This window comes from Massilia sp. SYSU DXS3249 (genome assembly GCF_053668055.1).
In genome coordinates this window covers 166,706-188,487 of record NZ_JBSIPX010000001.1, presented here as the reverse complement: position 1 = coordinate 188,487, position 21,782 = coordinate 166,706, and the positions used below count along the sequence as shown (strand labels likewise).

Genomic DNA, 21,782 nt, shown 5'->3' with positions numbered 1-21,782 from the left:
CCCTCAGGCCTGCACGCCAGGCTGCGCCTGCGAACCGGTCCGCGCCAGCGGCAGCTCGAGCACGAAGGCCGTCCCCTGGCCCGGCCCGGCCTCGACCCGGATCGTGCCGCCGAGCAGGCCGGTCACGATGGTATGGGCGATGTTCAGCCCGAGCCCGGTGCCGCCCTGCCCCATGCGGGTCGTGAAGAAGGGATCGAACACGCGCGCCAGGTGCGCCTCCGGAATCCCGCGGCCATCGTCCTCGAAGGCGATGCGCACCCAGTCCGTGCCCAGGCGCTCGGCCGACAGGCGCATCCTGCCGCCCGGCCCCTCGAAGGCGTGCAGCAGCGCGTTGTTAACGAAGTTGATCAGCACCTGGCCGAGCGGCCCCGGGTAGCTGTCCATCACGATCCCCTCGGGCACCTCGATCTCGAGGGTATGGCCCGTCAGGCGCACCTTGTTCATCAGCGTCGCCACGATCTCATGGCAGGCACGCCCCAGCTCGAAACGGCGCTGCTGGGCGCTGGCCTGGTCCACCGACACCTGGCGGAAGCTGTCGACCAGCTCGGCCGCCCCGTGCAGGCTGCGCACGATCAGTTCCGAGGCCTCGCGCGCGGCCCCGACATAGCCGGCCAGTTCCGAGCGGCGCAGCGCGCCTTCTTCGAGGTCGTTTGCCAGGCGCAGCGTCTTGTCGTGCAGGGTGCTGGCCATCAGCAGGCTGTTGCCGATCGGCGTGTTCAGCTCGTGGGCCACGCCCGCCACCAGCGATCCCAGCGAGACCAGCTTTTCCTGGGCCGCCAGCTGGCTTTGCGCGTCCTTGAGCTGGCGGTAGGCCTGGGCGTTGTCGAGCGCGACGCCGACATAGGCGGCCAGCGTGCGCAGCATGTCCAGGTGCACGCGCTGGTAGGCCCCGGGTGCGAAGCTCTGCACGCAGAGCGCGCCCAGCACCCGCTGGCCGAGCGCGACCGGGACATACAACAGTGACTGAGGCAGCCTGTCCCCGGGTGCGCAAGGCAGCGCGTCCGCGGCCAGCCTTCCCGGATCGGCGCCCGGCAGGTACTGCGCCGACTCGGCGCGCAGGTCGTTGATGAACACTTCGCGCGCATGTTCGATGCACCAGGCCGCAAGCTGGTGCGCATTGCATCCTTCGCCGGGGGCGGGCCGGCAGCGGCGCCCGTCGACCACCGCATACGGCAGCGCGAAGGGCGCGCCGCCGGCCTGGGCCACGCAGACGTAGAACACCGGCGCGTCCATCAGCACCTGCACATGTTCGTAGAGCGTCGCCATGATCGCCTCGGTATCGAGGTTGGCGGTCAGGCGCCGGCCGATGTCGGACAGCAGCGCGATGTTGCGGCGCGCCGCGTCGGCAGCTTCGCCCTGGCGCTCGGCCTCGCGCTTGCGGCCCTCGGCCGCTTCCTTCTGCAGCAGCAGCTCGGCCGTGCGGGTGCCGACCTCGCGCTCGAGCACCTGCTTTTGGCCGACCAGCACGCGCACCCGCAGGCGGTAGGCGAGGACCGCGCTTGAGGCCAGCAGCGCCAGCGCCAGCAGCCGGAACCAGGCCGTTTTCCACCAGGGCGGCGTGACGGTGACCGCCAGCGTGGCCGGCGCTTCGCTCCAGACGCCGTCCTTGTTACTGGCCCGCACGCGGAACACGTAATCGCCCGGGTCGAGGTTGGTATAGCTGGCGAAGCGCTTGCCGGCGCCGGTCGCGATCCAGTCCTCGTCGAAGCCCTCGAGGCGGTAAGCGTAGCGGTTGCTGGCGGGCGCCGCGTAATGCAGCGCCGCGAATTCGACGGCGAATACCGGTTCGCGGTGGGTGAGCGTGATCTTGCCGATCGTGCCTGCCGCGCCGCCCGCCGCCGGCGCCGGCAGGGCCCGCGGCTTGTTCGAGACCAGCAAATCGGTGATGTGCACCTGCGGCGGATAGGGGTTGTCGCGGATCGCATCCGGCAGGAAGGAGCTGACGCCGTCGACGCCGCCGAAATGCAGGCGCCCGTCCGGCCCGCGCGCGCCGGCGCCGATGAAATAAGTACCGACCGACAGGCCGTCCTTGCCCGTGTAGTGCCGGAAGCGGCCGCTGTCCGGGTCGAGGCGGCTGATCCCGTTCGTCATGCTGGCCCACAGCCTGCCCTGCGCGTCTTCCAGCACGGCGCCGATGGGCGGGGCTTCGCGCGCCTCGCTCAGGGGGAAATAGCGGAAGCCGGCCTTGCCCGACGCCGATTGTTCCAGGCGGTGCAGTCCGCCCGCGGTGCCGACCCAGAGCCGGCCGCGCGCGGACAGCATCAGTTCATGGATGCGGTTGTGGCGCAGGCTGGCGGGGTCGCGCGGGTCGTGGCGCAGGTGGGTGAAGACGCCGGTCGCGGGGTCGAAGCGCTCCAGGCCGTTATCGGTGCCTATCCATACCACGCCGTCCTTGTCCTCGACCAGCGAGTACAGCGTGTTGTCGCCGAGGCTGGCCGGGTTGGCGGGATCGTTGCGCCAGGCGTCGCGCAGGCTCAGGTCGGCATTCAAGCGGAAGAGCCCGGCGCGCGTGACGACCCACAGCCCGCCATCGCGCGAGCGTACGACGTCGCGCACCGACCCCGTGCCGATGCCCGGCAGGGCAATCTGGCGGAACGGTCCGCCGTTGGCGTCGCACCAGGCCAGCACCCCTGCCCCGCCCACCCACAAGCGCCCGTCCACGATCCGCAAGCCGTGGATGACGTCGGCCGGCACGCTGTCCGGCCGCTCCGGACGGTGCCGGAACTGGGTCGTCTGGCCGCTTGCCGGGTCGAGCAGCACAAGGCCGCCGCCATTGGTGGCGAGCCAGATCTTGCCGTCCGCGCGTACGGCGATGTCGCGCGCCTTCTCGAAGCCGATGCGGTAGCCAGTCGCGGGACGAAAGCTGAAGTGCGAAAACCCGCCGCTGGCCAGGTCGGTGCGGCTGACGCCGCCAAAGCGGCTGCCGACCCAGAGCGTGCCGGTGCGGTCGACCCGTATCGAGGCGACCTGGTTGTCGGACAGGCTGTGCGGGTCGAGCGGGGCGCTGCGGTAGGCGACGAAACGCCCGCTGGCCGGATCGCGCCGTTTCAGGCCGTCGAGGTCGGTGCCAGCCCAGAGCGTGCCGCCGCTGTCGTGGTAGAGCGCCGGTACCCGCACCTCGCCCACCCCTTCCTCGGCGCTGACGGCGCGCCGCTGCGGGGTGGGCGTCGCAAAGTTCCAGGCTTCGAGCCCGGCGTCGGTGCCGACCCAGAGCGTATCGCGCGGTCCCATCGACAGCGCCAGGATGCGCGCGCTGCGCGGGTCGCTTCCTGGGGGAGCGAAATGTTCGATCCGGGTGCCGCCGGCGGCGAGGCGGCCGACGCCGTGGCCCGTCCCTATCCACAGCACGCCGCGGGCGTCGAACGCGATGGCGGTGACGGCGCCGCCCGCATTGTCCGCGTCCGCGTCCGCATGGCCGACCGTGGCGCTGGCGCCGGTGGCGGGGTCGAGGCGTTTCAGGCCGTCGCTGGTGCCGAGCCAGAGCACGCCGTCGCGGTCGGCGGCGATCGCATTCACGCTGCGGTTGGCGGTGGCGCCACCAACGCCGTGCAGCGGGTAGCGCACGAACTTGCCGCTGGCGGCGTCGAAACGGGCCAGGCCGCCCTTGGTGCCGAACCAGAGCCGCCCTTCGGCATCCTCGAAGGACGCGTTGACGAAACTGTCCGGCAGCGAGCCCGGGTCGAGCGGATCGGTGCGGTAGGTGGTGATCCTGTAGCCGTCGTAGCGGTTCAGGCCGGACTGGGTGCCGAACCACATGAAGCCCTGCCGGTCCTGGAGGATGTTCAGCACCGACTCCTGCGACAGGCCCTGCCCGATCGAGACGTGTTCGAAACGCAGGTTGCTCGGTCCGGCCGCACCGGCCTGCGGGGCCAGGAACAGCGCTGCCGGCAGCGAAAGCACCGCCAGCAGGCGTGGCGCGGTGTACAGCGCGCGCAAGGTAAAGCCCGACATAAGAATCTTCAAATCGATACAGACCAGCTAATGTAACCGAGTACGGGAAGCGGATGAAACAAGTGTTGAAATAAATTAAGACTTCCGCAATCAGGATGGCGCTGCTATAATTCGCCTCACGGGGCGGCTGTAGCTCAGCTGGATAGAGTACTTGGCTACGAACCAAGGGGTCGTGGGTTCGATTCCTGCCAGCCGCACCAACCAATTCAAAAGATGGCCCGGAAGCGATTCCGGGCCATTTTTCATTTCGGGTCCTTGTTCGGGGCTGCCAGGTCTGCTGCCCTCGCATCCCTGCTTCCCATTTTGCATGCATGCCGCTATAATGCGTGCCTCGGGCGGCTGTAGCTCAGCTGGATAGAGTACTTGGCTACGAACCAAGGGGTCGTGGGTTCGATTCCTGCCAGCCGCACCATCAGTTTCAAGAAAATGGCTCAGAAGCGATTCTGGGCCATTTTTCTTTTCCCCTTCCCGATCCGGGCTTTGCCCGACCGAGCCAGTTCACAAGTGCCGCTTTGCAATTTCCGCATGCTCCGCTATAATGCGTGCCTCGGGCGGCTGTAGCTCAGCTGGATAGAGTACTTGGCTACGAACCAAGGGGTCGTGGGTTCGATTCCTGCCAGCCGCACCATCAGTTTCAAAGAAATGGCTCAGAAGCGATTCTGGGCCATTTTCTTTTGCCGCTGCGCTTTTCGCCGGCGGCACCCGCGGCAGCAACAAGGGCCTGGCCTGCCAGGATTGCAATTGAACGCTTCCCAATTCGCGCCCATGCCGCTATAATGCGTGCTTCGGGCGGCTGTAGCTCAGCTGGATAGAGTACTTGGCTACGAACCAAGGGGTCGTGGGTTCGATTCCTGCCAGCCGCACCATCAGTTTCAAAGAAATGGCTCAGAAGCGATTCTGGGCCATTTTCTTTTCCATCAAGCCTTTTCCGCGATACATCGTTTGCCTCCACGGCTTTTTCGCCACGAGCGCTGCGTCGACGCGTGCAAGTCTTAAACGAGGCTTAGCTCAGCAGAGGAATCCCACTTTTCTTTTTGTAGGAGCAGGCCGACGATTTTCGGGCAATACCCAGCAGTTTGCCGCTCTACAATTGCTTTTGCTTCGCTCTCCTATGAAGCACCGGCTTCCTGAACACTCTACCCCTCTTCTTGCACTCAGGAAGCGGGTGTGGCCGCAAGAACACACCTCTTGCATAAGGCTTCCGCTTGCCCTCCCCTTTGCTAGCATAAAAGTCCCCGATTGCCATCACCCGGCCGCAGGACGCGGCCGGATCGCCACAACCCGGCCGCAGGACGCGGCTCAACGCTTCGAGAGGTAGCTATGAAAAAATCATTAATTGCTGCAATGGTGTTGGCAAGCGCCAGCTTCGGCTCCGCCGCGCTGGCGCAGGACGACATCGGCAATTCGCCGCAGGCACTCGACCTGGTCGACGATACCGCCTACTTCGGGGACAGCTTCACCGAAGGCAATAACGGGAACAGCTTCGCCGACCGTTTCACCTTCACCGTCGACAACGACATCCCGATGAACATGGACGCCATCGTGGCCTCGATCAGCCGTAGCGCCGATGTCGGGCTCGACATCACCGCACTCGGGGTTTACGACGATACCGACACCCTGGTCGCCACGGGCAGCTCGCTGCGCACGGGCGCCACCGATGTCTGGACCGTATCGGGCGACAACCTGGAGAACGGCGACTATTACATCCGGGTGAACGGCAACCTGGTGTCGGACGACGGCGCTTCGTTCGGGGGCGCGGTGATGCTCATGCCGGTGCCGGAACCGGAAGCCTACGGCATGATGCTCGGCGGCCTGGGCATACTGGGCTTCCTGGCACGCCGCCGCAAGGCCAAGCGCGACTGAAGGGGGGATGTAAGAAGCCGCACAACGGAAGCGCGCAAGCGCCTCCGTTGTGCATCCCGCTCAGGTGCGGAGTTTCTTGATGATGCTGCGATTGCCGAGGATCTCCTCGATCTGCTCGAAGCGCACCGGCTTGACCATGTGGTGGTCGAACCCGGCCTCGAAGGCGAGCTGGCGGTCCTTTTCCTGGCCCCAGCCGGTGACGGCGATCAGGGTCGTCATCGCACCGCAGGAGAGCTTGCGGATGCCGCGCGCCAGGTCGTAGCCCGACATCTGCGGCAGGCCGATGTCGAGGAAGGCGTAGTCCGGGCAGAAGCGCGCGGCGGCGGCCAGCGCGTCCGGGCCGTTGTGCGTGATGACCACGCTGTGCCCCATCGCGGTCAGCAGCGCGCCGATGCTGTTGACGAAGTCGACGTTGTCGTCGGCCAGCAGGATGCGGTAGGTCTCGGTGCTGATGAAGGCGGCGGGCGTCGGCTTGGTCGGCAGTTCGGGCTCGACCACGATCGGCAGGCGCACCGTGAAGCGGCTGCCGCGCCCCAGCCCTTCGCTCGAGGCGGCGATGGTGCCGCCGTGGAGCTCGACCAGTTTGCGAGCCAGCGACAGTCCCACGCCCAGGCCGGCGTTGGTGCGCTCCAGGGTGGAGTCGACCTGGACGAACATCTCGAAGACCGAATCGAGCATCTCGGGCGCCAGGCCGATGCCGGTATCCATCACTTCCAGCACCAGCGTTTTCTCTTCGACCCGCGCCGAGAGCGTGACCCGGCCGCCGCGGTTGGTGTACTTGGCGGCATTGTTGAGCAGGTTCGACAGGATCTGCGCCAGGCGCGTGGCGTCGCCGTGCAGGAACACGGGGCGGTCCGGCAGGTCGATCGCCAGTTCGTGGCCATGCAGTTCGATGTAGGAGCGCACCACTTCCAGCGCGTCGTTGACCACCGCCTTGAGTTCCACGCGGCCCATCTTGATGGCGAACTTGCCGGTATTGATGCGCGAGACGTCGAGCAGGTCGTCGACCAGGCGCACCATCTGGCGCAGCTGGCGTTCCATGATGTCGGTAGCGCGCTGGGTGGCCTGGGCGTCGCCGCTGCGGATGCGCAAGATGTCGAGGCCGGTGCGGATCGGCGCCAGCGGATTGCGCAGCTCGTGGGCCAGCGTGGCGAGGAATTCGTCCTTCCTGCGGTCGGCCACGATCAGCGCGTCCTCGGCCTTCTGGCGCACGTCCATCTCGTGCTCGAGCGTGCGGTTGGCGGCCTGCAGGGCTTCGGCGCGGCGTCCGATCTCGGCCAGCATGTCGTTGAAGGCCTCGACCAGCACCCCGATCTCGCCGCTCTCCTGGCCCGGCACGCGCAGCGTGAAGTCGCGCCGCTGCATCACCTGGCGCGCCACGTTGGTGACCGATTCCAGCGGGCGGGTGATGGCCGCCTGCAGGCGCGAGGCGACCAGGGCCGCGATCACGAGCGCGCCCAGCATCACGCCGCCCAGGATCAGGCCGTAGTTGAGCAGGCGGTCGACCAGGCCGTAGCGCGAACGCAGGTAGACGGTGCCGATGTGCTCGCCGTTCTCGACGATCTTGTGCCAGACCTCGAGTTCGCCCCGGGCGATGCTGTGGCCGGGCGGGCGCGGCGCCGCCGGCAGCACCGGATCGAGGCCGCTCCGGGCATAGGTGGCGAAACGCGCGCCGCCTGCCGTGTAGACGGCGCCGGCCAGGATCTGCGGGCGCGCGCGCAGCACCGACAGCTGCTGCTGGGCAGTGGCGGCGTCGTTGAAGAAGAGCGCCGGCGCGGTGACGCTGGCCATGATGTCGGCCTGGGTGGTCAAGTCGTCGACCCCGTAGCGCTGGAAGGTGCGCAGGTCGAGCAGCAGCATGGCGATCGAGGCCGACAGCAGCGCCGCCAGCGTCGTGAAGACCGCCATCTTGATCAGTTTGCTACGGACGGAGCCGGCGTCGCGGGCACTCATCAGCTTGTTCCTTTTACTACGCGGTTGGCGACCGTCAGCAGCCGCGAACTGAGTTTCACGTTATTCTTCTCCGCCGAGTCGAGCGAGACGTCGAAACGCACGCGGTCCTCGATGATCCTGAAATTGATGACGCTGCCGTACTGCAGGCCGAGCTCGCACTCTGTGACAGACATCAGGGCCGCCGGCGCACCACGCAGGATGCGGGCGGCGCGGGCGTTGTCGCTGCCGGCCACGAACAGCAGGTGCACCGGCGCGCCGAGTTCGCCTTCGCGCAGGTTGCGCACCTGGATCGGGCGCCCGAGTGCCTGGCGCCCGGCCACCACGCGCGCCAGCTCGGCCGCCATCTCGTCCGAGCCGACCACGCCGATCGTCACCGGCGCCCCGCTGTCGCCGAAGGCGCCGGCCGGGAACTCGGCGTAGGCGAGGAATTTGTACAGGAAGGCCGCCTTCACCCGGCGCTCGAGCACCTGGCCGGCGCTGGCCTGGGCCGATGCAGGCGCCGGCAGCACCGCGCCCGCCGCCAGCAGCGCCGCGGCGCAGGCCAGCGTCCAGCCGACCACGCGACCCTGAACGGGCCGGCGGGCAAACTGGGTCAGCAATCGGGAAAAGCGGTGTCGAATCATTGGCCGGGGTTAAATTGGGAGGTCGCGCCTGCGGTCCGTCTGCAGTCGATCGCACTCGAACGCCGGGCGCACACCCGGTTCGCCCGACTTGGAGCTGCCTGCCGCCCGGCCGGATGTGGCCATTGGGGCAAACGCTCGAGCATGATAGCCGGGCACGGTCGATTGTGACAGCTTTGCCTCGGCCAAAGGAAACTTTTGGGATGCAAGCCTGCCCTGCGAACACGGTGCAGCCGAAGCGCCTCATGATATGTTTGCCATAGTAAAACATTTTCAGGCGCGCACCAAGCGTGCACGTGCAGACGAGTTCTCCCCTTCAGCTATTCGTGAAACGTATGACGGTCATTGGAAATGGAAATTGGAATCTTTTATTTCCGTGCGGCATAATCCTTCCTGTCTCCTCTATTGTCCTCCTCGGAACATAGATTCAGCCCGCTCCCTGAGCGGGCTTTTTTTTTGCCCCTCGAGGCCGCGGCAGATGGGGCTTGCGCAGTCCGACTTTGTTATCATGCTGCCAATCCCTTCCCACAGCGCGCAAGGAGAACGCATGATGGCCACCTCGCCGGCAGGGCCACGGACGCTCGAATACTGGTTCGAGTTCGGCAGCACCTACAGTTACCTGTCCACGATGCGCATCGAGGAGGCCGCGCGCGCCGCCGGCGTCATCGTGCTCTGGCGCCCTTTTCTGCTCGGGCCGATTTTCCGCAGCTTCGGCTGGGACAGCTCGCCTTTCGTCCTCCAGCAAGCCAAGGGCCGCTACATGTGGCGCGACATGGAACGCGAGGCGGCCAGGCTCGGCCTGCCGTTCCGGCGTCCCTCGGTCTTTCCCCGGATCGCCCTGCTGCCGATGCGGGTCGCCACCCTCGGGGCGGACTCTCCCTGGATCGGCGAGTACTGCCGCCGCATCATGCTCAGCAACTGGGCCGACGACCGCGAGATCGACAATGAAGAGACGGTGCGCGCCGCGCTGGACGGCCTGGTGCCCGACCCCGGGCAGGCGATCGCGGCCGCCCTCGCCCCCGCCAACAAGCTGCGCCTGCGCGCGAGTACCGAAGAGGCCCAGGCGCGCGGCATCTTCGGTGCACCCAGCTTTTTCGTGGGCGAGGAACTGTTCTGGGGGAACGACCGGCTGGATGCGGCGATCGCGCTGGCGGCCGCAGGCGCCTGAGGGCGCCGCACCGGCGGCTCCCCATGCCAGCGCGCCGCCAACAGTGCGCCATTTAGTGTACGATTCGGCCATGTTTTTGAATACACAACAGGCCGCCTCCATGCACTCTCCAGGTAAGTCCGCCCTCACCAGTTCCACCTACGACTGGAGCGCCAGCACGCTGGGCGCACCCGCCGCCTGGCCGCAGCCGCTGCGCCTGGCGGCCGACCTGATGTTCAACACGCCGCTGCCGATGCTGTTGCTGTGGGGGCCGCAGCAGGGCAGCGTGCCCAGCCCCCAGCCCCTTCTCCTCTGCAACGAGGCCTATGGCCAGCTGGCCGGCCCCGGCTTCGCCCGTGTCCCGGGCGGCACCGTGCCGGCGGTGCTGCCGCCGCCGGTCGCGGCGGCCGGCGAGGCGGTGGCCCGGGCCTGGCGCGGCGAAGCGGCCTGCATCGCCGGCGCTTCCGTGAACTTCGGCGGCGGCGGCCAGGACCGCTACGACCTGCACCTGACCCCGGTCCCCTTCGGCGACGCGGTCGGCGGCGTGCTGTGCGCGCTGGCGCCGGCCACCGCGACGTCGTCCCAGTCAGCACCCCAGGCCGCGCCGGACAGCGGCACGCTCAGCATCCTGGTGGTCGAGGACAACCTCGATTCCCAGTACCTGGTCTGCGAAATGCTCAAGGCCTTCGGCTATGAAGCCGAGGGCGTGGCCCATCCGGACGACGCACTGGCGCGCCTGGCCGCCCACCGCTACCACGTGCTGTTCACCGACGTCAGCCTGCCGGGCATGTCGGGCGTCGACCTGGCGCGCCAGGCGATCGTGCAGTATCCGCACCTGAAAGTGATCTTTGCGTCGGGCTATGGCGACACGCTGCTGCGCCACCTCGACTTCCCTTACCAGTCGCTGCAAAAGCCGTATGAACTCGACCAGCTGCAAAGTGCGCTGGGCCAGGTCGCGGACCAGCTGCGGGTGCAGGCCTGAATGCGGCCCGTGCGCGTGCGACCATGCGAACCGGCCGGGCCAGGATGCCCGCGCGCCGGCCTGCCTGCCATGGGACCTGCTGTGGGTGCTGCCATGAAACCTGCTAGCCCTGCGCCTTGTGCGGGAGGGGCGCCGTGAGCCAGGAGCGCGACGACCTCGAGATGATGCGTTCGGCCGCGTTGCGTAACGCCGGCAACGTGATGGCGGCGCGCCAGAAGGCCGAGGCCGAACTGGTGGCCGCCCGCGAGGCGCTGCGCCAGGCCCACGAACGCATGGAAAACATGCTCGAGAGCCTGACCGACGCCTTCTGCGCGGTCGACTTCGAATGGCGCATCACCTATGTCAACGGACGCGCGCTCGAGCTGCTCGCGCCGCTGGGCAAGACCCGCGAAGGCCTGCTCGGCCACAACCTGTGGGAAGAATTCGAAGAACTCGACGGCACCAACCTGGCCATCGAAATGCGCCGCGCCATGGCCTCGCGCCAGACCGGCAGCCGCGAATTCTTTTACCCGCGCCTGGCCGTCTGGATCGAGGCGCGCATGTATCCGTCCCCGGACGGGCTGACCCTCTACTTCCACGACGTCACCCAGCGCCGCATCGACCAGCAGGCCCTGATCGACGGCAACAACCGGCTGCAGGTGGCCCTGGCCGCCGGCCGCCTCGGCGACTGGACCTGGGATGCGGCCAGCGACCGCGTCAACCTGGGCGAGCGCGCCGCCGCGATCCTCGGCCTCGAACCCGAGACCCCACATGCCTGGTCCGTGCTGCGTGCCCGGCTCAATCAACCCGACCGCGAGGCGGTGCGCCGCGCGGTCCTGCACGCCTTCGCCACCCAGACCGACCTGTCCATCGAATGCCGCCTGGTGCCCGACGGCGGCCCGGCGCGCTGGATCGCCCTGGTCGGCCGCGCCGATTACGCCAATCCTGCCGAGCGCGACAGCGTGGTCGGCATGACCGGCGTGGTCCAGGACGTCTCGAACCGCAAGAACGTCGAGGACAGCCTGCGCCAGAGCGAAGAAACCCTGCGCGCGCTGGCCAACACCATCCCGCAGCTGGCCTGGATGGCCCAGGCCGACGGCGCCATCGTCTGGTTCAACGAGCGCTGGTACGACTACACCGGCACCACGCTGGAAGCGGCAACCGGCTGGGGCTGGCAAAGCGTGGTCGAGCCGGACGCCCTGCCCGCCATGCTCGAGCACTGGCGCGCCTCGATCCGCACCGGCGAACCCTTCGAGATGGAATACCCGATCCGCGGCGCGGACGGCCAGTACCGCTGGTTCCTGACCCGGGTGAACGCCGTGCGCGACCGCCACGGCGTGGTGGTGCGCTGGTTCGGCACGAATACCGACGTCGACCAGGTCAAGCGCGCCGAGCAGGCGCTGCGCGAGGAATCGAAGGTGCTCGAACTGCTCAACAGCACCGGCAGCGCGCTCGCTTCCACGCGCGACCTGCGCTCGCTGCTGCAGGTCGCCACCGACGCCGCCAGCGGCATCGCCGGCGCGCGCTTCGGCGCCTTCTTCTATCACGGCAAGGAAAGCGACGGGCCGAAGTTCTCGCTCTACACGCTCTCGGGCGGCACCGCCAACGAGTTCCAGAGCTTTGGCGAGCCGCACGCCACCGCCCTGTTCGGCGCGGGCTTCCGCGGCGCCGGGCTGGTGCGCTCCGCCGACATCCTCGACGACCCGCGCTATGGCCAGTCGCCGACCCGGTTCAGCCTGCTGTCGGGCCAGCCGACCGTGCGCAGCTACCTGTCGGTGCCGGTCACGGCCGGCTCAGGCGAAGTGCTGGGCACGATGTTCTTCGGCCACCCGGAACCGAACATCTTCACCGAGCGCACCGAGCGCATCGTGCGCGGCATCGCCGCCCAGGCTGCGGTCGCGCTCGACAACACCCGCCTCTACGAAGCGGCCCAGCAGGCCGCCGAGGAGCGCAAGGTGCTGCTGGAGAGCGAGCGCGAGGCGCGCGCCGAGGCCGAGCGCTCGAGCCAGATGAAGGACGAATTCCTGGCCACGCTCTCGCACGAACTGCGCACGCCGCTGTCCGCCATCCTCGGCTGGGCCCAGGTGCTGCGCCGCGGCGGCAAGGATGAGGCCGACCTGCAGCGCGGCCTGCAGACCATCGAACGCAATGCGCGCGCCCAGGCCCAGCTGATCGAAGACCTGCTCGACATGAGCCGCATTACTTCGGGCAAGGTCCTGCTCGACATGCAGACCCTCGCCCCGCAGGGCTTCGTCGACGCCGCCATCGATACCGTGCGCCCGGCGGCCGACGCCAAGAACATCCGCATCGAGAAGGACTACGCGCCCGACGCCGGCATGATCGCGGGCGACCCTGCGCGCCTTCAGCAGGTGGTGTGGAACCTGCTCTCGAACGCGATCAAGTTCACCCCGCGCGGCGGCCAGGTGACGGTGGAAGTCAAAGGCGGCAACGGTTCGGTGACGGTCACCGTGCGCGATACCGGCGCCGGCATCGGCCCGGAATTCATTACCCACGTCTTCGAGCGCTTCCGCCAGGCCGACGCGTCGATGACGCGGCGCCACGGCGGCCTCGGGCTGGGACTGGCAATCGTCAAGCACCTGGTCGAGCAGCACGGCGGCCTTGTCCGCGCCGAAAGCCCCGGCGAAGGCCAGGGCTCGAGCTTCACGATCGAGCTGCCGCTGGCGAAAGAGACGCCCCGCCAGTCGGCGCGCAGCCGCATGATCCTCAGCAGCCCGCCGCCGGCCGCGCCCGAACTCACGCTGCGCGACCTCTCCGGCGTCTCGGTGCTGGTGGTCGACGACGACCGCGATGCGCGCGAGCTGATCCTGCGCATCCTGACCGACTGCCATGCCCGGGTACGCATCGCCGCCAGCGCGCGCGAAGCCTTCGAGGCGCTGCAGGCGGACTTGCCGGACCTCCTGATCAGCGACCTCGGCATGCCCGAGGTCGACGGTTTCGAACTGCTGTCCTGGGTGCGCGCCCTGCCGCGCGACCGCGGCGGCCTGCTGCCGGCGGTGGCGCTGACCGCCTTTGCCCGTTCCGAGGACCGCCTGCGCGCCCTGGAAGCGGGCTTCAGCTCGCATATTTCCAAGCCCGTCGAGCCGAGTGAACTGATCAACGCGGTGGGCTCGCTGGTGCGCCCGGCAAGCGTGCGTGCCGGCGCTCCAAAACGATTGTGATGTTCCTACTATCGGACGCGGCGCTGTCCTACAAGAAATTTTGTGCCCTTTGCTAGACTACTTGAAGTGGGAAAGTTGGATTACTTCAATGAAATTTGTTTCCATCCAGTACCTATTTCGACGAGAAGAAGCATGCCGAGCAGACAAGAAATTTTGAACGCCAAGATCCTGGTCGTAGACGATTCGCCAGACAATATCGAGCTGATGGAAGAGATATTGCGCGAAGAGGGCTACAGTAATGTGAGCTCGACCATGGAGCCGGAGCAAGTCTGCCCGCTGCACCGCGAGCACAACTACGACCTGATCCTGCTCGACCTGCAGATGCCGGGGCTGAACGGCTTCCAGGTCATGAAGAGCCTGAAGGAAATCGAAAAAGGCGGCTACCTGCCGGTACTGGCGCTGACAGCGCAACCGAGTTTCAAGATCGCGGCGCTGGAAGCCGGCGCCCGCGACTTCATCAGCAAGCCGTTCGACTTGCTGGAGGTTCACAAGCGCATCCACAATATGCTGGAAGTGCGCCTGCTCTATAAAGAACTCGCGCAGTACAGCCGCGCCCAGCAGGAACTGGCCCTGCACGACGCCCTCACCGGCCTGCCGAACCGCCGCCTGCTCGAGGACCGCATCGAAACCGCCCTGCAGCACGCGAACCGCAGCCACGCCAAGGCGGCCATCATGTACCTCGACCTGGACGGCTTCAAGGCGATCAACGACACCTATGGCCACGCCTACGGCGACGAGATCCTGAAAATGGTCTCGCAGCGCTTGCTGGCCTCGTCGCGCAAGGAAGACACGGTCGCACGCCTCGGCGGCGACGAATTCATGGTCGTGCTGGGCGACATCCACAGCCTGGCCGACGCCCAGGGGCCGGCCGCCAAGCTGGTCGAGACCCTGTCCGAGCCCTTCTTCATCAACGACCTCACCCTGCGCCTGTCGACCTCGATCGGCATCAGCATCTATCCGGACGACGCCGAATCGGTCGACGCCCTGATCAGCATCGCCGACTACGCGCTGTACGAAGCCAAGCGCGCGGGCAAGAACCGCTTCTGCTCGACGGCCGGTTCGCGCGCCGTGGCGGTCAAGCCGGTGGCCAAGCAGGCCGCGGAGCTGGCGCCGCATCGTTAATCATGTTGTAGGGTGGACTCGTCAATGAAGCCCCCGGTTTCATTGACGAGTCCACCCTACGCTCGCGATCATTCAAGCTGTAAACGACAACGGCGCACGTCACCGCATTGCTGCGGATCGGTGCGCCGGTTCAGGGCAGCAAACAATCAAGCCGTGCCGATATCCTTCGATTCGGTGTCCCTGGTCCCCACATTCGCCTGCCCGCACGCTTCCTGGTTATGCGCGGCGATCGCGCCGGCGCCCTGGTGGTCGCGGCTGGCGTCGACCTTGTCCGGCGCCACTTCGATACGAGTGATGCCCGAATCGACCGAGATCGGATCGCTGGCCGGGAAGGTCATTTCGACGGCGTCGTCGAGCAGGGTTTCCTTGGCGCCGATGCCCATTGGACGTTCGACGCTGGCCATCATTTCGATCGCCACGGCATGGGTGATGAACTTGAGCTGGGAAAGCTCGCGGATGGTGCTCACGCCGAGGCCCTCCTGCAGCGCCTTCGCCTCTTTCTCGCCGATGCCCTTGAGCGCCGTGACCGGACTGTCGACCAGCTCGTGCAGGGACTTTCCGTGGTACTGCTCGTTCACGATTTCATTGATGTTCATTTTTGTCCTTTCAAGTAAGCGGCCGGTTCTTCGTTGACAAGCTTGAACGGGTCACGGTTCCACTATCGCATAGGGTGCCAGCCCCGTATGTGCGCTGTCGAACACGCAAACAACACCCCGCACGATTGCCGGCGGACATCGTAAATTGCCGTGCTATCATTTGTAACACCAAAGCTTGTCTTTACTTTGGAAAACAGGGCGCCGTCTGCTATCCTTTCGAACCGGCAGCAGTACCGCCCATCCGACGAACGCAGCAGGAACGACGTGTCCACAACCGACAAACCCAAGATTCTGGTCGTCAATGACGATGCCGCAAGCCTGCTGGCCCTGACCAGCCTGCTCGACCAATGGGCGCACGAAACCGGCTATGAGGTACTGGCCGCGCGTTCGGGCCAGGAAGCGCTGCGCCAGGTGCTGCTGCACGATTTCGCGGTCATCATCCTCGACGTCAACATGCCCGGCATGGACGGCTTCGAAACCGCCGAGGCGATCCACCAGCGCGCGCGCTCGGCCGACATCCCGATTATCTTTGTCACGGCCTTCCTGGCCGACGAGATCGACCGCCTGAAGGCCTACCAGCGCGGCGCCGCCGACTTCCTGTTCACCCCGGTCATCCCGCAGATCCTGCACGCCAAGGTCTCGGTCTTCGTGGCCCTGGCCAACAAGAACGAGCAATTGCGCCGCCAGGCCGACAAGCTTTCGCAGCGCACGCTCGAGCTGACGGCCACCAACGAGCGCCTGATGAGCGAGATCGAGGAGCGCCAGGCCGCCGAGCGCAAGAGCCACCAGAAGGACGAATTCCTGGCCATGCTGGGCCACGAGCTGCGCAACCCGCTGTCGGCCATTTCCAGCGCCGCCGCGCTGATCGACATGCCGGGCGCGCCCGCCGAGATGGGCAGCCGTGCGCGCCAGATCATCCAGCGCCAGAGCCAGCACCTGTCGCGCATCGTCGACGACCTGCTCGACCTGTCGCGCGCGATGTCGGGCAAGATCCTGCTGGCGCGTAAGCCGGTCGACCTGGCCAGCCTGGTCGGCGCCTGCCTCGACACCTTCCGCGCCACCGGCCGCACCGGCGGCTACCGCATCAACGTCGACCTCGCGCCGAACTGGGTCGACGGCGACCCGACCCGCCTGGAACAGGTGGCGACCAACCTGATCGACAACGCGCTCAAGTACACGCCCGCCGGCGGCACGATCGACATCACGATCGGCGCCGAGGGCGAGGACGTCCTCCTGTGCGTGCGCGACACCGGCGTCGGCATTGCCGCCGACCTGCTGCCGCATGTGTTCGACGTCTTCGTGCAGGGCACGATCAGCCTCGACCGCGCCCAGGGCGGGCTCGGCATTGGCCTGTCGCTGGTGCGCCGCCTGGTGGAACTGCATGGCGGCAGCGTCAGCGCGACCAGCGGCGGCGCCGGCGACGGCAGCGCCTTCACCATCCGCCTGCCGCGCGCCCAGGCGCCGCAGCTGCCGGCGCCGAGCTTCGACAAGCCGGAAGAGTCCAGCAGCCGCCCGGCCGTGCTCCTGATCGAGGACAACGAGGACGGCCGCGAGATGATGGCGACCATGCTCGAGGTCTATGGCTATCCGGTGCTGCAATCGGGCGACGGCCTCGATGGCGTGGCGCTGGCCACCGCCCACCTGCCGACCGTGGCCCTGGTCGACATCGGCCTGCCCGGCATCGACGGCTACGAAGTGGCGCGCCGCCTGCGTGCGAACGCCGCCACCAGCGCCATGCGCCTGATCGCCCTCACCGGCTACGGCCTGGCCGAGGACCAGCGCCGCGTGCTGGAAGCGGGTTTCGACATGCACCTGGTGAAGCCGGTGGACATCACCCAGCTGCTGGGCGCGCTCGGCGAGCCGGCGGCCCTGCCGACAACCGGCTGAGCATTCCTGGCCGATAAAAAAAGGCCGCACGGCGCGCTCGCGCCCTGCGGCCTTTTCCGTTTCTGTACGGCCCCTTACTGCGAGGCTTCGATCTCCTGCTGGCGCGCCTGCATTTCCTGTCCCAGCGCCACCAGGTCGAGCTTGAGCTCGCGGGTTTTCGGGAACATTTCCTTCTCTTCTTCCTCGACGTGGTGCTCGACCATCTCGGACAGCACTTTGACTTTCGCGTCGTACAGGTCGTCGCCCGGATCCATCTCCATGATCTGTGCGATCAGGTCCTTGGCCGAGGCGTGCTCGACGACGGCCTCGTCGACCATGTCTTCGGTGTCGTCGCTCGCTTCGCGGGTGGCCGGGTAGAAGATTTCTTCTTCGATCGTGGTGTGCATGATCAGTGCATTGCAAATCTCGTCGGCGAGTTTTTTCTTGCTGACCTTGGCGCGGTCGGTCATGTTTTCGAAGCGTTCGAACATTTCCTCGACTTCGCGGTGTTGCTTGGTCAGCAGTTCGACTGCATCGACGGCGGCGCTGGTATTGTTCGGCATGGAAACTCCCTGAAGTTAAAGTATTAACAAGACGTCCAGGGCTCCAGCATCGTCCGAAACGCGCCGCGCGACCGTTCGGCAGCGCACGCTCGCACGGCAGCGTGCATCCTCCTGCTGTGCCCGGGCCTCGCCGTGCGCACTTCCCGGACCAAGCTGTTGTATGATTTGGGAAACATTCAACCGAGCCCACAATGACCGCACCGGCACCGCAACACCCCGACCCGGAACTGGAACGGCTGGTTGCAGAACGCACCGCCGAACTGACCGAGCTCGTCGCCCACCTGATGAGCTGCTGGGACGACGACCGGCGCCTGCTCGCGCGCAAGCTCCACGACAGCCTGGGCTCGTCGATGACGGCGCTGACCATGCACCTCGGGCTGCTCTCGAAGGGCCTGCTCGACCCCAAGGCGCTCGACCGCGCGGCCCAGATGAAGACCCTGCTGAACGGCATCATCGAAACCAACCGCAAGGTGCAGCTGACGCTGTGGAACGACAAGCTCGAATTCCTCGGCATCAAGGCGGCGCTGGCGGAACTGGTGGCCGAATTCGGCCAGGAGCACGGGCTCGAAGCCCGCGCCAGCCTGCCGGACGACGACGACGCCTATACCCGCGCCCAGAACGTGGCCCTGCTGCGCTGCGCCGAGGAAGGCTTGCGCAATGCACGCTGCCATGCGCAGGCCAGCCGCGTCGAGGTGATCCTGGATGACGACGGCGATCAACTGATGCTGACGGTGCGCGACAACGGCGTCGGCCTGGCCCGTCCGCCTTCGCCCGAGTCGCTGCACTGCCACGGCCTGCGCCTGCTGCGCGAGCGCGCGCGGGCGCTGGGAGGCAGCCTGCGCCTTTCGCAGGGGGCCGAAGGTGGCGCCATGCTGACGATGACGCTGCCGAGGCATTTGCCGGCCTGAGGGCTGATGTAGGGTGGACATGCAGCGTGGGCACAAGTGCCCACCCTGCGAACTCAATGCAACTTCACCAGCGGCGTCGTCCGGCGGATCAGGAAGCGTGCCAGCGCCAGCACCCCGGTGCGCATCGACCCCAGCACGGCCTGGTGGTGCATCAGGTGCAGGCTGGTGTACATCAGGCGCGCCATCATCCCTTCGACGAACCAGCTCGAGCCGCGTAGCGAACCCATCAGGTTGCCGACGCTGGTCGTCTTGCCCAGCGAAACGAGCGAGCCGTAGTCCTTGTAGGCGTAGGGTTTGTCGACCGCCGGCTTGCCCTGCGCGCGGCGCAGGAAGCCCTTGAGCAGGTAGTCGGCCTGCTGGTGCGCCGCCTGGGCACGCGGCGGCACCGGCTTGCCGGAACCGTCGATGCAGGCCGCGCAGTCGCCCAGCGCATACACGTCCGGCACGCCGGGCACGCGCAGGTGGGCGTCGACTTCGATCTGGCCGCCCTTGTTGGTCGGCAGCCCGAGGTTGCCGAGGAATTCCGGTGCGCGGATGCCGGCCGCCCAGACGCACAGGCTGGCCGGGTAGACGTTGCCTTCGTTGTCGGTGACGGCGTGCGGCTCGATGCGGGTGACGCGGCAGTCGGTGACGACGCTGATGCCGCGCTCGTTGAGCAGTTTCAGCGCCGCGGCGGAGACCCGTTCGGGCAGCGGCGCCAGGATGCGCGGCGCGCCTTCGAGCAGGGTGATGCGCACGTCGCGCTTGACCTGCAGGCGCGAGAAGCCATAGGTGGCATACACGCCGGAGGCTTCGCGCAGTTCGGCCGCGAGTTCGACGCCGGTGGCGCCGCCGCCGATGATGACGACGTCGAGCGGCTCGCCGCCGCCCTTCTCTTCGCGGGTCTGCTCGGCCACGGCCATCAGGCGCAGCAGGCGCAGGCGGAAGCGCTCGGCGTCCTCGGTGACGTTCAGGGAAATGGTGTGTTCGCGTGCGCCGGGCACGCCGAAGTAGTTCGCGGTGCTGCCGACCGCGATTACGAGCGAGCCGTAATCGATGCGGCGCTCGTGCAGCACGTCTTCGCCGTCGGCGGCGCGCACCGGGCCCACGGTCAGGCGATGGGCGCCCGTATCGAGGGCCGTCATGGGGCCATAGACGAAAGTAAAGCCGTTATCGTGGGCCAGCATCTGGTAAGACAGGCCCTCCTGGTGGATGTCGAGCGTGCCGGCCGCGACTTCGTGCAGCGAGGGTTTCCAGATGTGGTAAAGCCGGCAGTCGACCAGCATTACCTTCGAGGGACCGAGCTTGCGCCCGAGTTTGCAGGCCAGTTCCAGCCCGCCTGCCCCACCACCGACGATCACGATTTCGCTCTGCAAGCTGTCCTCCGTCCGTTACGCTTTTTTATTAGCGACTCGGCAAGTGTACACCCGGAGCGAAATCGGCGTGCGCGGCAGCCCGCGCGGACCCGTCAGTGGCCGCGGCCGTGGCCGTTGCCGTGACCGTTGCCATGGCCGCGGCCATGCTTGTCGTGCTTGTCATGCTTGTCGCGCTTGTCATGCTTGTCGTGACGGTCGTGGTCCCGGTACTCGACGTGGTGGCGCTCGGCACGGTAGCCGTGGTGGCGTTCGCGGTAGCGCGGCGCATAGGTGTTGGTGTACCAGTCGTCGCGCACGAACATGACCGGGCGCGCGCAGGCATCGTAACGGCCGCAATAGCGCTTCCAGTTCTTGCGGTGGCCGGGCGGCACGCGCAGGTAGAGCGGCTCGGCGCGGTAGCGGACTTCGCGCACTTCGCGCACGATGACCGGCTGGGTGTACACGACCGGCGGCGGGCCGAAGTCGCCGATGTCGAGGCGGCCGTAGAAGCCGGGCTGGCCGACGCTGATGCTGACGTTGGTCTGGGCCATGGCAGGGACCGCGGCGGCGAACAAGGCAACAGCGGCGGCAAGGGTGGCGATCGGGGATTTCATGAGAGGTCCTCTGATTGTGATGTTTTCCGAACTGTATCAGTGACTGAGTGAAAACTTTGTTCGCTGCAACACACAATTACAACTCTGTGATGCAATCCGGCATCAAGTTGTAACGCGGAATATGCGTTGTGGGTAGGCTGCAACGCTCGCATGGCTACAATCGGGCCTTGCACATTTATGCGACGAGGCTCCCATGAACCGGAAACACCTCTACGCCGCCGGCCTGCTGGCCGCCGCGGCATCCGCAAGCGCGACGGCCCAGGTCGGTGCCACGCTGGACCTCGGCTCGACCGGCGTCGGCGCCCACCTGGTGCTGCCGCTGGTTGCCAACCTGAACGGCCGCCTCGGCGTCAATTACTTCAAGCGCAACTTCACCGAACGATCCGGGCAGGTGGATTACCAGCTCGACGGCAAGCTGCAGACCGTCGACGCCCTGCTCGACTGGTATCCGCGCGCCGGCAGCCGCTTTCGCCTGACCGCCGGCCTGCTCTACAACGGCACCCGGTTCGACGCCCTCGCCGAACCGGGCGGCCTGGGCAGCTTCACCCTGAACAATACGCGCTACAACGCGGCCGACGTCGGCATCCTGGTCGGCAAGGTCGACTTCCGCAAGGTCGCGCCCTACCTCGGCATCGGCTGGGGCAACGCCCTCGCCAGCCAGCGCGGCTGGAGCTTCGGCGCCGACCTCGGCGTGTTCCACCAGGGATCGGCCCGGGTCAACTTGCGCAGCGTGAACTGCACCGTGCTCAGCGCGCTCTGCCAGCGCCTGGCGGAGGACGTGGCCGCCGAGCAGCGGCGCCTCGCCGGCGACGTGTCCGACTACAAGGTGTATCCGGTGCTGCGGGCGAGCCTCGCGTATTCGTTCTGAGGACCGCAAACGGTGCGCACGGATGGCGCGCGCTTCGTTATGATGAACGCCAAGGAGGGATTGCCATGAAACGTAGCCTGCGTTGGAGCGCCCTTGCCCTTGCCTGCCTGCTCGCCACCGCCTGCAAGGACCGCAACGAACCGGTCAAGCCGATCGCCGACTCGCCGCGCGCCATCTTCCTCGACTCCTGACGGGGCGAACGAGCCGGGCCGGATTTCTCCTCCGGCGCGCCGCACG

At 67.0% G+C, this 21,782-nt stretch carries 16 protein-coding genes and 4 tRNA genes; 13 read left to right on the top strand and 7 right to left on the bottom strand.

Annotated elements, in window-relative coordinates; translation table 11 throughout:
- Positions 1-3: 3 nt before the first annotated feature.
- Complete coding sequence (locus tag ACWCIA_RS00865) at positions 4-3,951, bottom strand: sensor histidine kinase (RefSeq protein ID WP_454160058.1); 3,948 nt, start codon at positions 3,949-3,951, stop codon at positions 4-6.
- 123 nt (positions 3,952-4,074) lie between these two features.
- Between ACWCIA_RS00865 and ACWCIA_RS00860 the strand changes: the two genes are divergently transcribed.
- The 5 genes from ACWCIA_RS00860 to ACWCIA_RS00840 all read left to right on the top strand — a co-directional run bounded on the left by ACWCIA_RS00860 (position 4,075) and on the right by ACWCIA_RS00840 (position 5,814).
- Positions 4,075-4,151: transfer RNA gene (locus ACWCIA_RS00860), tRNA-Arg, on the top strand.
- 135 nt (positions 4,152-4,286) lie between these two features.
- Positions 4,287-4,363, top strand: a tRNA-Arg gene (locus ACWCIA_RS00855).
- 139 nt (positions 4,364-4,502) lie between these two features.
- Positions 4,503-4,579 (top strand) — tRNA-Arg (locus tag ACWCIA_RS00850).
- A gap of 161 nt (positions 4,580-4,740) precedes the next feature.
- Positions 4,741-4,817 (top strand) — tRNA-Arg (locus ACWCIA_RS00845).
- A gap of 454 nt (positions 4,818-5,271) precedes the next feature.
- Positions 5,272-5,814, top strand: coding sequence for an FxDxF family PEP-CTERM protein (locus ACWCIA_RS00840; protein ID WP_454160057.1), 543 nt, complete (start codon positions 5,272-5,274; stop codon positions 5,812-5,814).
- 60 nt (positions 5,815-5,874) lie between these two features.
- On the opposite strand, the gene ACWCIA_RS00835 is transcribed toward ACWCIA_RS00840, so the two are convergent.
- Both ACWCIA_RS00835 and ACWCIA_RS00830 read right to left on the bottom strand, forming a co-directional pair.
- Positions 5,875-7,767: a hybrid sensor histidine kinase/response regulator gene (locus ACWCIA_RS00835; RefSeq protein WP_454160055.1), complete on the bottom strand. Its 1,893-nt coding sequence runs from the start codon at positions 7,765-7,767 to the stop codon at positions 5,875-5,877.
- Positions 7,767-8,327, bottom strand: coding sequence for a YfiR family protein (locus ACWCIA_RS00830; RefSeq protein ID WP_454160053.1), 561 nt, complete (start codon positions 8,325-8,327; stop codon positions 7,767-7,769). Before ACWCIA_RS00830 ends, ACWCIA_RS00835 begins: the two co-directional genes overlap by 1 nt.
- Before the next feature lie 610 nt (positions 8,328-8,937).
- Here ACWCIA_RS00830 and ACWCIA_RS00825 point away from each other — a divergent pair.
- The 4 genes from ACWCIA_RS00825 to ACWCIA_RS00810 all read left to right on the top strand — a co-directional run bounded on the left by ACWCIA_RS00825 (position 8,938) and on the right by ACWCIA_RS00810 (position 14,796).
- The gene (locus tag ACWCIA_RS00825) at positions 8,938-9,555 is read left to right on the top strand and encodes a DsbA family protein (RefSeq protein ID WP_454160557.1); all 618 of its coding nucleotides are present in this window, start codon (positions 8,938-8,940) and stop codon (positions 9,553-9,555) included.
- Between the two features lie 100 nt (positions 9,556-9,655).
- Entirely contained in the window at positions 9,656-10,516 is an 861-nt protein-coding gene (locus ACWCIA_RS00820) for a response regulator (protein ID WP_454160052.1), read from the top strand.
- 134 nt (positions 10,517-10,650) lie between these two features.
- The gene (locus ACWCIA_RS00815; protein ID WP_454160050.1) at positions 10,651-13,674 is read left to right on the top strand and encodes an ATP-binding protein; all 3,024 of its coding nucleotides are present in this window, start codon (positions 10,651-10,653) and stop codon (positions 13,672-13,674) included.
- A gap of 132 nt (positions 13,675-13,806) precedes the next feature.
- Complete coding sequence (locus ACWCIA_RS00810; RefSeq protein WP_454160049.1) at positions 13,807-14,796, top strand: diguanylate cyclase domain-containing protein; 990 nt, start codon at positions 13,807-13,809, stop codon at positions 14,794-14,796.
- Positions 14,797-14,942: 146 nt separating this feature from the next.
- Here the strand turns inward: ACWCIA_RS00810 and ACWCIA_RS00805 are convergent, their stop codons facing one another.
- Positions 14,943-15,392: a hypothetical protein gene (locus ACWCIA_RS00805; protein ID WP_454160047.1), complete on the bottom strand. Its 450-nt coding sequence runs from the start codon at positions 15,390-15,392 to the stop codon at positions 14,943-14,945.
- 264 nt (positions 15,393-15,656) lie between these two features.
- Here ACWCIA_RS00805 and ACWCIA_RS00800 point away from each other — a divergent pair, with 264 nt between their 5' ends.
- Positions 15,657-17,279, top strand: coding sequence for a response regulator (locus ACWCIA_RS00800; RefSeq protein WP_454160046.1), 1,623 nt, complete (start codon positions 15,657-15,659; stop codon positions 17,277-17,279).
- 74 nt (positions 17,280-17,353) lie between these two features.
- Here the strand turns inward: ACWCIA_RS00800 and ACWCIA_RS00795 are convergent, their stop codons facing one another.
- Positions 17,354-17,821: a hemerythrin domain-containing protein gene (locus ACWCIA_RS00795; RefSeq protein WP_454160044.1), complete on the bottom strand. Its 468-nt coding sequence runs from the start codon at positions 17,819-17,821 to the stop codon at positions 17,354-17,356.
- 191 nt (positions 17,822-18,012) lie between these two features.
- Between ACWCIA_RS00795 and ACWCIA_RS00790 the strand changes: the two genes are divergently transcribed.
- Positions 18,013-18,729 carry a sensor histidine kinase gene (locus ACWCIA_RS00790; RefSeq protein ID WP_454160043.1) on the top strand — a complete coding sequence of 239 codons (717 nt, stop codon included), beginning with the start codon at positions 18,013-18,015 and terminating at the stop codon, positions 18,727-18,729.
- A 53-nt stretch (positions 18,730-18,782) separates the two neighbouring features.
- Here ACWCIA_RS00790 and ACWCIA_RS00785 read toward each other — a convergent pair whose 3' ends face one another.
- Both ACWCIA_RS00785 and ACWCIA_RS00780 read right to left on the bottom strand, forming a co-directional pair.
- Positions 18,783-20,084, bottom strand: a complete 1,302-nt coding sequence (locus tag ACWCIA_RS00785; RefSeq protein WP_454160042.1) for an NAD(P)/FAD-dependent oxidoreductase — start codon at positions 20,082-20,084, stop codon at positions 18,783-18,785.
- Positions 20,085-20,176: 92 nt separating this feature from the next.
- Positions 20,177-20,677 carry a hypothetical protein gene (locus ACWCIA_RS00780; protein WP_454160040.1) on the bottom strand — a complete coding sequence of 167 codons (501 nt, stop codon included), beginning with the start codon at positions 20,675-20,677 and terminating at the stop codon, positions 20,177-20,179.
- Between the two features lie 193 nt (positions 20,678-20,870).
- Here ACWCIA_RS00780 and ACWCIA_RS00775 point away from each other — a divergent pair, with 193 nt between their 5' ends.
- Both ACWCIA_RS00775 and ACWCIA_RS00770 read left to right on the top strand, forming a co-directional pair.
- Positions 20,871-21,545 (top strand): hypothetical protein, encoded by a 675-nt coding sequence (locus ACWCIA_RS00775; RefSeq protein ID WP_454160039.1) that lies wholly within the window; start codon positions 20,871-20,873, stop codon positions 21,543-21,545.
- Positions 21,546-21,610: 65 nt separating this feature from the next.
- A complete protein-coding gene (locus tag ACWCIA_RS00770) occupies positions 21,611-21,736 on the top strand; it encodes a hypothetical protein (RefSeq protein WP_454160037.1) in 126 nt (41 codons plus the stop codon).
- Positions 21,737-21,782: the final 46 nt, after the last annotated feature.